Source organism: Duganella callida, assembly GCF_004614165.1.
Taxonomy (GTDB): Bacteria; Pseudomonadota; Gammaproteobacteria; order Burkholderiales; family Burkholderiaceae_D; genus Rugamonas; species Rugamonas callida.
Map to the genome: position 1 here is coordinate 1 of NZ_SPVG01000195.1, position 12,865 is coordinate 12,865.

14 protein-coding genes are annotated in these 12,865 nt (G+C 64.3%); 7 read left to right on the plus strand and 7 right to left on the minus strand.

All coding sequences use genetic code 11. The features are described 5' to 3' along the window. From E4L98_RS19695 to E4L98_RS19725, 7 genes are all read right to left on the minus strand, one after another. Positions 1 to 847, minus strand: an 847-nt coding sequence (locus E4L98_RS19695; protein ID WP_205746783.1) for an MJ0042-type zinc finger domain-containing protein, incomplete at its 3' end; no start/stop codon positions are given. An 8-nt stretch (positions 848 to 855) separates the two neighbouring features. Continuing rightward, positions 856 to 1,788, minus strand: coding sequence for a 50S ribosomal protein L11 methyltransferase (prmA, locus tag E4L98_RS19700; protein ID WP_135203249.1), 933 nt, complete (start codon positions 1,786 to 1,788; stop codon positions 856 to 858). A gap of 2 nt (positions 1,789 to 1,790) precedes the next feature. Continuing rightward, positions 1,791 to 3,170: an acetyl-CoA carboxylase biotin carboxylase subunit gene (gene accC / locus E4L98_RS19705; protein ID WP_135203250.1), complete on the minus strand. Its 1,380-nt coding sequence runs from the start codon at positions 3,168 to 3,170 to the stop codon at positions 1,791 to 1,793. A gap of 121 nt (positions 3,171 to 3,291) precedes the next feature. Next, positions 3,292 to 3,762: an acetyl-CoA carboxylase biotin carboxyl carrier protein gene (accB, locus tag E4L98_RS19710; protein WP_135203251.1), complete on the minus strand. Its 471-nt coding sequence runs from the start codon at positions 3,760 to 3,762 to the stop codon at positions 3,292 to 3,294. A gap of 88 nt (positions 3,763 to 3,850) precedes the next feature. Next, on the minus strand, positions 3,851 to 4,288 hold the full coding sequence (gene aroQ, locus E4L98_RS19715) for a type II 3-dehydroquinate dehydratase (RefSeq protein ID WP_135203252.1): 438 nt from the start codon (positions 4,286 to 4,288) through the stop codon (positions 3,851 to 3,853). Between the two features lie 84 nt (positions 4,289 to 4,372). Next, positions 4,373 to 4,945, minus strand: coding sequence for a TlpA family protein disulfide reductase (locus E4L98_RS19720; protein ID WP_371857261.1), 573 nt, complete (start codon positions 4,943 to 4,945; stop codon positions 4,373 to 4,375). Continuing rightward, positions 4,945 to 5,580: a hypothetical protein gene (locus tag E4L98_RS19725; protein WP_135203254.1), complete on the minus strand. Its 636-nt coding sequence runs from the start codon at positions 5,578 to 5,580 to the stop codon at positions 4,945 to 4,947. Before E4L98_RS19725 ends, E4L98_RS19720 begins: the two co-directional genes overlap by 1 nt. 78 nt (positions 5,581 to 5,658) lie before the next feature. On the opposite strand from E4L98_RS19725, the gene mpl reads away from it, so the two are divergent. From mpl to mtgA, 7 genes are all read left to right on the plus strand, one after another. After that, complete coding sequence (gene mpl / locus E4L98_RS19730) at positions 5,659 to 7,023, plus strand: UDP-N-acetylmuramate:L-alanyl-gamma-D-glutamyl-meso-diaminopimelate ligase (RefSeq protein WP_135203255.1); 1,365 nt, start codon at positions 5,659 to 5,661, stop codon at positions 7,021 to 7,023. Between the two features lies 1 nt (position 7,024). Further along, positions 7,025 to 7,603: a YqiA/YcfP family alpha/beta fold hydrolase gene (locus E4L98_RS19735; protein ID WP_135203256.1), complete on the plus strand. Its 579-nt coding sequence runs from the start codon at positions 7,025 to 7,027 to the stop codon at positions 7,601 to 7,603. Next, the gene (locus E4L98_RS19740) at positions 7,600 to 8,184 is read left to right on the plus strand and encodes a chorismate--pyruvate lyase family protein (RefSeq protein WP_229257478.1); all 585 of its coding nucleotides are present in this window, start codon (positions 7,600 to 7,602) and stop codon (positions 8,182 to 8,184) included. The genes E4L98_RS19735 and E4L98_RS19740 overlap by 4 nt, the downstream gene beginning before the upstream one ends. Before the next feature lie 3 nt (positions 8,185 to 8,187). Continuing rightward, positions 8,188 to 10,233: a ribonuclease catalytic domain-containing protein gene (locus E4L98_RS19745; RefSeq protein WP_135203257.1), complete on the plus strand. Its 2,046-nt coding sequence runs from the start codon at positions 8,188 to 8,190 to the stop codon at positions 10,231 to 10,233. A 111-nt stretch (positions 10,234 to 10,344) separates the two neighbouring features. After that, a complete protein-coding gene (locus E4L98_RS19750; protein ID WP_135203258.1) occupies positions 10,345 to 11,232 on the plus strand; it encodes a TonB C-terminal domain-containing protein in 888 nt (295 codons plus the stop codon). 3 nt (positions 11,233 to 11,235) lie between these two features. Then, positions 11,236 to 12,054 carry a shikimate dehydrogenase gene (aroE, locus tag E4L98_RS19755; RefSeq protein ID WP_135203259.1) on the plus strand — a complete coding sequence of 273 codons (819 nt, stop codon included), beginning with the start codon at positions 11,236 to 11,238 and terminating at the stop codon, positions 12,052 to 12,054. Continuing rightward, on the plus strand, positions 12,051 to 12,755 hold the full coding sequence (mtgA, locus tag E4L98_RS19760) for a monofunctional biosynthetic peptidoglycan transglycosylase (RefSeq protein ID WP_135203260.1): 705 nt from the start codon (positions 12,051 to 12,053) through the stop codon (positions 12,753 to 12,755). The genes aroE and mtgA overlap by 4 nt, the downstream gene beginning before the upstream one ends. Positions 12,756 to 12,865: the final 110 nt, after the last annotated feature.

The window sequence follows — 12,865 nt, forward strand, 5'->3', positions numbered from 1 at the left end:
CGTGATCGATGTCGCCGGCGGCGAAGCTGGCCAGGTCGGCGTCGATGCCGGCGTGCGGCGACGCGGCGGCGGTTTCATCTTCTGCCGAGAACACGGCGTCGGCGGCTGCGGCAAAGGCGGCATCCAGGCGCGGGCCGGCGCCGGCTTGCGGCTCGTCCAGCGGCGGCTCGTCCCAGGTCGGCTCGCGGCGGCCGTCGGAGAACGCGGCAAACGGATCATCGGCCAACGGCTGGCCATCGGCGTCATGTTGAACGTCGGCCATGGTTTGCTCCATGGCGGCCAGTTCGGCCTCGAGCGCGGCTTCCAGCTCCTCGTCGCTCATGCTGTCGACGTTCAGCGCTTCCAGCGCGTGCTCGGCGCTCGGCTCGTGTTCGATGGTGGATTCCAGTTCGGGCTCGGTGTCCATGTCGAGATCGAGGTCGAACAGGGCTTCGGTGTCGACCGGCGGGATGGCCGGTGCGGCGGGCAGCGGGAATGGCGCCGCCGACTCGTCGTCATTCCCGCGCGGGCGGGCATCCATGCTGAGCTCGGACGGCGGCGATGTATCGGTTTCCGCTTGCGCGGGAAGGACCGGGGGGCTGTCGAGATCCAGTGCCGGCTCGGCTTCCGGCGCGCTCAGCGTCGCGGCGGCACGCGTGTCGAGCGCGGCCATTTTCTGGTCGAACGGGGTGGGTTCCGGCAGGGGGGAGGTGACAGGAGGCGGCGCGGGCGGCTCCAGTAGCGCCGCGTTGCCGTCGAAGACTTCATTACAGGCGCCGCAGCGCACTATGCCCCCACGTAATTTCAGCTGGTCATGAGCGACCCGGAATACCGTGTTGCAGTGGGGGCATTTGGTGGCAAGGGCCATTGCCGGGTTCAGCGCGCCGGCGGAACGGTGTCACTGCCCAGGCGGCCATGCAGCGCCACCCAGCCTTCGTGCTCGGCCCAGACGCCCAGCTTGATGAATGGCGCATACGCGGCCGCCACTTCCTCGGCCTGGCGCGCCAGCACGCCGGACAGGATCAGCGCGCCACCGGGCGCCACGCGGCCCGACAGCATGGGCGCCATCAGTTTCAGCGGGCTGGACAGGATGTTGGCCACCACCGTGTCGAACTTCTCGTTGGCGTGCTTGGACTCGGCGAAATCGTCCGGCAGGAAGTAGTCGATTTCCACATGGTTGCGCTGCGCGTTGTCGGCCGCCGACACGATGGCCTGCGGATCGATGTCGACCCCGGTGACTTCACCGGCGCCCAGCTTCTTGGCCACCATTGCCAGGATGCCGGACCCGCAGCCGTAATCGAGCACGGTCTTGCCCGGCGCCGGATGCGCCTCCAGCCACTCCATGCACAGCCGGGTGGTCGGATGGCTGCCGGTGCCGAAGGCCAGGCCCGGGTCCAGTTCCAGGATCAGGGCGTCGGGATTCGGCGCCTCGTGCCAGCTCGGCACCACCCAGATGTTCTTGCCGATATGAATCGGCGCGAACTGCGACTGGGTCAGGCGCACCCAGTCTTCCTCCTCCACCTTGCGGGTGCTGAATTTGGGCAGCGACGGCAGGCCAATCTGGTTGGCGGCGGCCGCCACGATCACGGCCTGATCGTCATCCTCGTCGGTCAGCGCCACCACGCGGCTGTGGTCCCAGGCGGTCTCGGAAGGCTCCATGCCCGGCTCGCCGAACAGCGGTTTCTCCGCGTCGGTGCCTTCGTCGGCGTCTTCCACGGACACCGACAGGGCGCCCACATCCATCAGCGCCTCGGACAGGGCTTCGGCGTGCTCGCGCGCGACTTCGATGACGATTTCAGTCCAGCTCATGTTTAACCCTTGTTGCCCAGGCTCAGTTTGTGCAGGTCCGGCATGTCGGCCAGCTTCTGTTCCAGGTAGTGAATATTGGTGCCGCCTTCGATGAAGCGCGCGTCCACCATCAGCTCGCGGTGCAGCGGGATGTTGGTCTGGATGCCCTCGACCACCATTTCCGACAGCGCGATCTGCATGCGGCGGATGGCCTGCTCGCGGGTGGCGCCGTAGGCGATCAGCTTGCCGATCATGGAATCGTAGTGCGGTGGCACATAATACCCCGCATACGAATGCGAGTCGACGCGCACGCCAGGGCCGCCCGGCACGTGCCAGGAGACGATGCGGCCCGGCGACGGCGTGAACTTGAACGGGTCTTCGGCGTTGATGCGGCACTCGATGGCGTGGCCGGACAGCATCACGTCGCGCTGGCGGAAGCGCAGCTTTTCGCCGGCGGCGATGCGGATCTGCTCCTGCACGATGTCGATGCCGGTGATCATCTCCGTGACCGGGTGTTCCACCTGCACGCGGGTGTTCATTTCGATGAAATAGAACTCGCCGTTTTCGTACAGGAATTCGAAGGTGCCGGCGCCGCGGTAGCCGATCTTGCGGCAGGCTTCGGCGCAGCGTTCGCCGACCTTTTCGATCAGCTTGCGCGGGATGCCCGGCGCCGGCGCTTCCTCGATCACCTTCTGGTGGCGGCGCTGCATCGAGCAGTCGCGCTCGCCCAGCCAGACGGCGTTCTTGTGTTCGTCGGCCAGCACCTGGATTTCCACGTGGCGCGGATTTTCCAGGAACTTCTCCATGTAGACTTCCGGATTGCCGAAGGCGGCGCCGGCTTCGGCCTTGGTCATCTGCACGGCGTTGATCAGCGCGGCTTCGGTATGCACCACGCGCATGCCGCGGCCGCCACCGCCGCCGGCGGCCTTGATGATCACCGGATAGCCGACCTTGCGGGCGATCTGCACGATGGCTTTCGGATCGTCCGGCAGCGCGCCGTCCGAGCCCGGCACGCACGGCACGCCGGCCTTGATCATGGCCTGCTTGGCGGTCACCTTGTCGCCCATCAGGCGGATCGAGTCGGAACGCGGGCCGATGAAAACGAAGCCGGATTTCTCCACGCGCTCGGCGAAGTCGGCGTTTTCCGACAGGAAGCCGTAGCCGGGGTGAATCGCCTCGGCGTCGGTCACTTCGGCCGCGCTGATGATGGCCGGCATGTTCAGATAGCTGAGCGAGGAGGCGGCCGGGCCGATACACACCGATTCATCCGCCAGCTTGACGTATTTGGCGTCTTTGTCTGCTTCCGAGTGGACCACCACCGTCTTGATGCCCAGTTCGCGGCAGGCGCGCTGGATGCGGAGGGCGATCTCGCCGCGGTTAGCAATGAGGATTTTTTCAAACATGATAGGTTCGCTATGTCTGTGAGCGCCGGGGTCTACTGATCCGTGGCTGCGTCAGGTAAGGAGGGAATGCGGACCAAGAGAGGCGCGCCCGTCACCGGATGGGGGAGGGCGCAGGCCGGTCTTAGCCGATCACAAACAGCGGTTGGCCGTACTCGACCGGCTGGCCGTTCTCGACCAGGATCTGGGTGATGGTGCCGGATTTGTCGGCGTCGATTTCGTTCAGCAGCTTCATCGCTTCGATGATGCACAGGGTGTCGCCTTCTTTCACCGACTGGCCGACTTCGACAAACGCGGCGGCGCCTGGAGCGGACGAACGGTAGAAGGTGCCGACCATCGGCGACTTGACCACGTGGCCGGTCGGTTCGGCGGCGGCGGCCGGGGCGGCGGCAGCGGCAGGTGCTGCGACTGGTGCGGCGGCGGCCGGCGCGGTGTATTGCGGGATGGCTTGCGGCTGCATCATGACCATCTGATTTTGCGGCAGGGCCGACGATTTGACGATGCGGACTTTGCTCTCGCCTTCGGTCACTTCGAGCTCGGCGATGTCCGATTCCGCGACCAAATCAATCAAGGTCTTCAGCTTGCGTAGATCCATGTAACCCCCAGGAATATCTTGTTTTGTCAGTATGAGCGGTGGCGTCTTGTGGACGCAGCCGGGCTAAAATGCGCGCAGATCGCGTAGGTTATCGCTTTTTAAGAACGAAGTCGATGGCAAACCGATATCCTTCGATACCCAGTCCGCAAATTGTGCCTATTGCAATCGCGCTAAGGAAAGAGTGGTGGCGAAACGACTCGCGCTGGTAAATATTCGAAATGTGCACTTCCACGAACGGAATCGCCACACCGGCCAGCGCATCGCGCAGGGCAACGCTGGTATGGGTCAGGCCGCCCGGATTGATGACGATGGCGTCCACACCTTCGGTTCTGGCGGCGTGGATGCGGTCGATCAGTGCGCCTTCGTGGTTGCTCTGGAAGCAGGACAAGCTCGCGCCCGCCGCCTGGGCCTGGGCCTGGGCAGCGGTTTCGATGTCGGCCAGCGTGCCGGCGCCGTAGACCTCGGGCTCGCGGGTGCCCAGCAAATTCAGGTTGGGGCCGTTGAGCAGTAGGAGGTTTTTTGCCATGATTCTTGAGCCTTCTCCGCGAAAGTTCCGCATTTTGCCGCTAACTGCGGACATTTGGCAAGAGAAAAAAACTTATAAAACTACTTATAGGGTTGCCAGATCTTTGCGCAGCTGGTCGAACTTCAGTTGACCGAGGTAGGTCTTGAGTATCTTGCCGTCAGCGCCGATCAGCACCGTGAACGGCAGGCCGCCCTGGGCATTGCCGAACTGGCGCGACAGGTCGGTGCCGCTCATGCCGGCCACGAAGACCGGATAGCTGATTTTATATTTGTCGTTAAATTCCGTGATATTCGACGGCGAATCGATCCCGATTCCGATAACTTGCAGCTTCTTGCCTTCTTCTCCGGCGGCCAGCGCGGACAGCTCCGGCATCTCGCGCACGCAGGGGCCGCACCACGGTGCCCAGAAATTCACCAGCATCGGTTTGCCTTTATACTGGGACAGGGCGATCTGCCGTCCCTGGGCGTCGGGCAGCGTCTGGCTGAACAGCGCGGCCACCGGGCCGGCGTCGGCGCCGGGCTGGGCGGAAGTGGTCACGGTGGCGGCCGGCGCGGCGGCCGGTTGTTCTTTTTGCTTCTTCTGATAGCCGATATAGGCGCCGGCGGCGGCAAAGACCAGGGCGACAACAATATAGGCGCGCATGTGTTTCGGATTGATCATGGTGCTGGAGGTTCGGTTGGGTGGGTACTGTTAACTAAGAGGGCGCGCACGGCGGCCAGGTCGGCGCGCGCCAGTTTGCCATCTTTCGATTTGACCGCGCCGCGCAGATCGTCCAGCTCATACAGGGCGGCGTGCACGCCTTCCTTGTGCCACATGAAGCTCACGGTCTCGACCATGCCATGGCGCGGTCCCTTGAAGTGCGGCGTTTCGGAAATCTCGATCTGCAGGTTGCGGTTGAGCAGGAAGATTTCCACCTCCTTGGCGCTGTCGGCAAACAGCTGCAGGTGGATATCGTCGTGCGGGCCGGCGGTGCCATTTAATACGGCGCCGGTTAAATAAGGATTAAAAGCCTGCAATCCTTCCATGATGTCGACCGCCAGCGTGCGCAGCCGGAACAGCCGCGCCGGCTGGGTGTCGGCATGGAACAGCGACTGGTAGATGCGCACTTCCGCTTCGATCTGCGCATTGTCCGGCAGCAGGTTCAGCGGCGGCTGGGTGTCGCCCAGGATCTGCCGCGCGGCCTTGCGCTTGGCCGTGTTGTAGTCGGCCCCATCCTCGGCGATCAGGCGCGCGGCGGCCGCGGCGATCTCGGCACGCAGCAGCTGGAGTTCATCATTAACATTCGGCGTCATGGACGAGATAATACTCTGAACCGGGAAAAGCGCGGCGGGTCGGGTAAAATCGCGTATTCACTGGTCGTATTATTTACTATGCACATTCATATCCTCGGTATTTGCGGCACCTTCATGGGCGGCCTGGCGGTCCTGGCGAAAGAGGCCGGCCACCGCGTCACCGGCTGCGACGCCAACGTCTACCCGCCGATGAGCACCCAGCTCGAAGCACAGGGCATCGAACTAATCCAGGGTTTCGGCCCGGAGCAGGTCCAGCTGAATCCCGACCTGTACGTGATAGGCAACGTGGTTTCGCGCGGCAATCCGCTGATCGAGGAAATCTTGAACCGCGGCCTGCCCTATGTGTCCGGTCCGCAGTGGATAGGCGAACATATATTAAGAGATAAATGGGTGCTGGCCGTGGCCGGCACGCACGGCAAGACCACCACCACCGCCATGCTGACCTGGATCCTGGAAGACGCCGGCTATGCGCCCGGTTTCCTGATCGGCGGCGTGCCGATGAATTTCGGCGTGTCGGCGCGCATGCAGGGCGACAAGGATTCCATCTTCTTCGTGATCGAAGCGGACGAGTACGACACCGCCTTCTTCGACAAGCGCAGCAAGTTCGTGCACTACCACGCCAAGACCGCGATCCTGAACAACCTGGAATACGATCACGCCGACATCTTCCCCGATCTGGCCGCGATCGAAACCCAATTCCATCACCTGGTGCGTACCGTGCCGGGCATCGGCCGGGTCATCGTCAATGGCGACGAGGCATCGCTGCAGCGCGTGCTTCAGCGCGGATGCTGGAGCGAACTGGAAAGCTTCGGCCACGGCGAGGGCACCGATTGGATGCTGAAGGAATATGATGACGGCACGTTCGACGTCCTCTTCAAAGGCGAGACCGCCGGCCGCGTCGACTGGAAGCTGACCGGCAAGCACAACCGCGCCAACGCGCTGGCCGCGATCGCCGCCGCGCGTCACGTCGGCGTGCCGGTGGCGCAGGCGGTGAAGTCGCTGTCCACGTTTGAAAGCGTCAAGCGCCGCATGGAAGTGCGCGGCGTGGTGAACGGGATGACTGTTTATGACGATTTCGCCCACCATCCGACCGCCATCGCAACCACCGTCGGCGGCCTGCGCCAGAAAATCGGCAAGGGCGGCCGTATCCTGGCCGTGCTGGAGCCGCGCTCCAACACCATGAAGCTGGGCACCATGAAGGACGCCCTGCCGGGCAGCCTGGCCGACGCCGACCTGGTGTTCGGCTTCGGCAGCGAGAAGGCGCTGGGCTGGAATGTCGGCGAAGCGCTGTCGCCGCTGGGTGCCATCGCGCGCGGTTATGAAGACCTGGAGCAGCTGGTGGCCGACGTGGCCCAAGCCGCGCAACCGGGCGATCACATCATCGTCATGAGCAACGGCGGCTTCGGCGGCGTGCACGACAAGATTCTGAAGGCGCTGGCGTAAAATGATTCTGTATCTGCACGGCTTCCGTTCCTCGCCGAAATCCATGAAAGCGCGCCTGGTCGGCGAGCGCATGGCGGCGCTGGGCCGGGCCGACCAATTGATCTGCCCGCAGCTGCCGGCTTCGCCCAAAGCGGCGATGGAACTGGCGCTGTCTTTAATAGAGGACGTGCCGGCGGACGCGCTGAGCATCATCGGCTCCTCGCTGGGCGGCTATTACGCGACCTGGCTGGCCGAGCGCCTCGGCTGTCGGGCGGTGTTGCTGAACCCGGCCATCGTGCCGCTCAAGGACCTGGACCAGCACGTCGGCGTCACCACGCAATACCATTCCGACGAACCGTTCGAATTCAAACCGGAATATATCGACGAGCTGCGCGCGCTGGCGGTGGATAGAATCACCCGGCCCGAGCGTTATTTCCTGCTTGCCGCCACCGGCGACGAGGTGCTGGACTACCGCGACATGGTGGCCCACTACCCCGGCGCGCGTCAGCACGTGATCGAAGGCAGCGACCATGCGATCTCCGAATTTCCGGACTACCTGGACGAAGTGCTGGGCTTCTGCGGCATCGAGGCGCGGTCTTGAGCGCCCGCCGTGGTCCCTCGCTGCGCCAGGCGCAGTGGCAGCCGCACGTGCTGGCGGTCAATCCGCCGCCGGCCTATGTGCCGTGGCTGACCGAGGGCGGTTCGCTGACCGCGCGCCTGAAGGCGCACAGTGCGGCGTTTCGCGTGCAGTGCCTGCACCAGCGCACCGCGCGCTGCCTGAGCGACGAAGCGGCGGCGATCGGCATGCACCGCCCTGGCCGCGTCTGGGAGCGGGAGGTGTTGCTGAGGTGTGATAATACGCCTGCGGTATTCGGGCATACGGTGGTGCCGATCTCGGCCACCGCCTCGGACTGGCCGCTGTTCAGCCACCTGGGCGAGCGCTCGCTGGGCACCACGCTGTTCGGCGATCCGCTGGTGTGGCGCGGCCAACTGGAGTTTGCAAGATTGCGGGAAGGCCATCCGCTGGCACAGCGGGCACGCGCGGCGCTGGGGCTGTCGGCCCCGGAGACGCAACTATTATATGCACGGCGCTGTTTATACAAGCGTCGTCAGGGTACCCTGCTGGTGACGGAAGTGTTTCTGCCTTCCGTGCTGGAACTGATTAAAACGAACGATAAATAAGCAATGAATCTATTTTTTGAAGAATCCGGCGATTTCAAGGTCGGCAGCGTGATGCAGCAAACCGGCGAGGCCTACCAGGTGGAAATGGCGAGCGGTAAGCGCACCAAGGTCAAGGCCAAGGATGTGCTGCTGCAGTTCGACAAGCCGTCGCCGGCCGAGCTGATGGAGCAGGCCAAGGCCATTGCCGCCGATGTCGACCTCGAATTCCTGTGGGAAGTCGCTGGACAGGAAGAGTTCGGCTTTGCCGAGCTGGGCGCCGAATACTTCGGCCACGCCCCGCAGCCGGCGGAAGCGGCCGGGCTGATCCTGAGCCTGCACTCGTCGCCGATCTACTTCTACAAAAAGGGCCGTGGCCGTTACAAGGCCGCGCCCGAGCAATCGCTGCGCGCCGCGCTGGCCGGCATCGAGAAGAAGAAACAGCAGGCGCTGGTGCAGGCCGCCTACGTGGAAGAACTGAAAGCCAACCGGCTGCCGGAGGCGATGAAGAACATCGTCACCCAGCTGCTGTTCAAGCCGGACAAGAATTCCATCGAGTACAAAGCGCTGGAAGCCGCCTGCGACGAACTGCACACCAACGCCTCGCGCCTGATGCTGGCGGTGGGCGGTGTGCCGTCGGCCAAGGCCCTGCACATGGGCAAATTCCTGTTCGAGAACTTCCCGCGCGGCGCAGGCTTCCCCGACGTGCCGGTGCCGGTGCCGCCAGCGAACCTGCCGCTGGCCGCGGTCGCAGCGTTCTCGATCGACGACGTCACCACCACCGAGATCGACGACGCCTTTTCGGTCACCAAACTGGACGACGGCAAGGTCAAGATCGGCATCCACATCGCCGCGCCCGGCCTGGGCATCAAGCCGGACGACGCCGTGGACAAACTGGCGCGCTCGCGCATGTCCACCGTCTACATGCCCGGCGATAAGATCACCATGCTGCCGGATAACATCGTCAACGCCTTCACGCTGGCCGAGGGCAAGACCTGTCCGGCGCTGTCGCTGTACGCTACCCTGAACCCGGCCGACTGGTCGGTGCTGGCCACCGAAACCCGCGCCGAGATGGTGCCGATCGCCAACAACCTGCGTCACAACGACCTGGACGACCTGGTCAACGAAGAGACGCTGGCCAGCGGCGCCGGCGAATATCCGCGCAAGGAAGAGCTGGGCCTGATCTGGCAATGGGCGCAGGTGCTGGAAGCGGCGCGCATGGCCAAGCGCGAAGCCTTCGGCCTGAAGCCGGAACAGAACAACCGCGTGGACTATAACTTCTACGTGGAAGACGACGTCGTCACCGTCACCCGCCGCAAGCGCGGCGCGCCGCTGGACAAGATGGTCGCCGAGCTGATGATCTTCGCCAACAGCACCTGGGGCAAGATGATGCACGACAACGGCGTGCCCGGCATCTACCGCAGCCAGGGCCGTGGCGTCGGCGGCTGGAACGCCAAGATGCAGGTGCGCATGCTGACCCATGCGGCGCCGCACGAAGGGCTGGGCGTGGACCAGTACGCATGGAGCACCTCGCCGCTGCGCCGCTATACCGACCTGGTCAACCAGTGGCAGATCCTGGCCTGCGCCGACAAGGGCGTGATGGCGCCGCTGGTGGCCCACTTCAAGCACAAGGATGCGGAACTGTTCGCCATCGTCTCGCAGTTCGACGCGGCGTACTCGGCCTATGCCGATCACCAGGCCAACATGGAACGCTACTGGTGCCTGCGCTGGCTGGGGCAGGAAAATGCGCGTCAGGTCGAGGCGGTGGTGCTCAAGGACGAGGTGCTGCGCCTGACCGACATCCCGCTGGTGATTCGCCTGCCGGGCATGCCGCAGGTGGCGCGCGGCGCCCAGGTCAAGCTGGACATCCTGCGCTGGGACGAGGTCGACCTGACCGTGGAAGCGCGCATCCTGGAAATCCCGACCGATGTGGTGGCCAGCGATGTCGATTTCGAGGAGGACGAGGTCGAGGACGTGCCGGAAGAAGCGGTCGATGCACCGGAAGCGGCAGTCGAGACGGCCGCCGAAGGCGACGCCGCCAGCGACGCGGCCGCGCCGCCCGCAGCCAACTGATGTCGCACCCGCGCAGGCGGGTGTCCATGGAAGGCGTGCTCAGCATGGATTCCCGCTTGCGCGGGAATGACGTGTAGAATCTAGCGCATCATTCTGAATTCGATCCGCCGCGTGAAGTCTTTCAAGGAAAATCGCCTGCTGTATCTTGCCCTCGGCATCTCGCTGGTGGCGCACGGCGTCCTGCTGGCTGTGCGCTTCGTGGCGCCGGCGCCGGCACCCTTGAAGCCGACCGATCCGGGGCTGGAAGTCATCCTGGTCAACGCCAAGCATCACCGCGCCCCGCTGAAGGCCGACGCGGTGGCGCAGGTCAACCTCGACGGCGGCGGCGCGGCCGACGCCGGCCGCAGCAAGTCGCCCATGCCCGACATGCGCAAGACCGAGATGGGCGACAGCGTCAAGGCCAGCAAGCGCCGCATCGAGGAACTGGAAGAACGCCAGAAGCAGCTGCTGACGCAGGTGAAAACGCCATCGGCCGTGACCGCGCCGCCGGTCACCGAGCAGAACAAGCCCGACCCGACGCCGACCGGCGCCGACCTGCTGGAATCGAGCAAGGCCATCGCCCGCCGCGTGGCCGAGATCAGCGAAACCATCGAAGACCAGAACAAGCGTCCCAAGAAAACCACCATCACCCCGAGCACGCGCGAGGCCGGCTACGCGGTCTACTACAAGACCATGCAAAAGCGCATCGAGGACATCGGCACGCTGAACTTCCCCAACGTGAACGGGCGCAAGCTGTACGGCCAGCTGACGCTGTCGATCCCGGTGTACCAGGACGGCACCATCTACGAGAAGGAAGGCGGCATCAAGGTCGAACGCAGCTCGGGCAACCGCGCGCTCGACGACGCGGCCATGCGCATCGTCCACCGTTCGGCGCCGTTCGGCCGCTTCCCGCCGAACATGCGCTCCAGCGACAAGGATGACGTGTGGGAGATCATCACCACCTTCAAGTTCACGCGTGAAGACAAACTACAAGCCGATTTAAGCGGCGGAGGACAATGAACCATGGACCGCTACTGCGTGTTCGGCAACCCGATTGCCCATAGCAAGTCACCCGAAATCCACGCCGCCTACGCGGCGCAGACCGGCCAGGCGCTGACGTATGAGCGCCGCCTGGCGCCGGTCGATGGCTTTGCCGACGCGGTGCGCGGATTCATCGCCGAGGGCGGCAAGGGCGCCAACGTCACGGTGCCGTTCAAGCTGGAAGCGGTGAAAGTGGCGCAGGCCCTGACCATCCGCGCGCGCGCGGCCGGCGCGGTCAACACCCTGGTGTTCAGCGAGGACGGCATCATCGGCGACAACACCGACGGCGCCGGGCTGGTGGCGGACATCGTCAACAACGCCGGCGTGGCCATCGCCGGCAAGCGCGTGCTGCTGCTGGGCGCGGGCGGCGCGGTGCGCGGCGTGGTGTTGCCGATCCTCGAACATCGGCCGGCCAGGCTGGTGATCGCCAACCGCACCGTGTCCAAGGCGGAAGAACTAGTGGCACAGTTTTCTGCGCTGGGCGGTGAGGGCGTGGTCTCGGCCTGCGGGTTTGGCGACATCGAAGGCGAATACGACATCGTCATCAACGGCACCGCGGCCAGCCTGAATGCGGAACTGCCTCCGATCGCGCCGACGGTGTTCGCGCCAGGCGCGCTGGCGCTGGACATGATGTATGGCCCATCACCGACCGTGTTCCTGCAATTCGCCGGCCAGCACGGCGCGCGGCTGCGCGACGGCCTCGGCATGCTGGTCGAACAGGCGGCGGAAGCGTTCAAGCTGTGGCGCGGCGTGCAGCCGGCCACGGCGGAAGTGCTGCAAAGCCTGCGCGCGAAGCTATGAGCAAGGCGGCCGGCAAATGGCGCTGGGTGAAGTGGATCTTCATCCTGCCGGTGCTGCTGTTCCTGGCGGTACAGCTGTACTTTTTCCTGCAGATCTGGTGGTGGGTGGACCACAACCCGGGCATGACCTCGTTCATGCGCGAACAGCAGGCGGCGCTGCGCGAAAAGAACCCCAAGGCCAACATCATGCAGACCTGGGTGCCGTACGAGCGCATCTCGAACAACCTCAAGCGCGCCATCATCGCCTCGGAGGATGCCAACTTCACCGACCATGACGGCGTCGACTGGCAAGCCATGCATAAGGCGTGGGAGAAAAACACCAAGAAGCACAAGGTGGTGTCGGGCGGATCGACCATCACCCAGCAGCTGGCCAAGAACCTGTTCCTGTCCGGCTCGCGCAACTACCTGCGCAAGGGGCAGGAACTGATCATCACCTTCATGCTGGAAACGCTGATGGACAAGGAGCGCATCTTCGAAATTTACCTGAACGTGGTGGAATTCGGCACCGGCACCTTCGGCGCGGAAGCGGCGGCGCGGCACTACTACGGCGTCAGCGCGGCCGGCCTGAGCGCTGCACAATCCGCAAGACTGGCGGTGATGCTGCCCAACCCGCGCTACTTCGACAAACACCGCGACTCCAACTACCTGGCCAGGCGCACCGGCGTGATCCTGCGCCGCATGGGCGCCGCCGACCTGCCTTAGCAGTCGGGGTCAGAGCCGACATTCGGACAATAATTTTAAAAAAATAACAAAATAGGGCAGGAAACCCCAAAATTGTGGGGTAAACCAGGGGGGGTTAGGGTAAAAAAAGC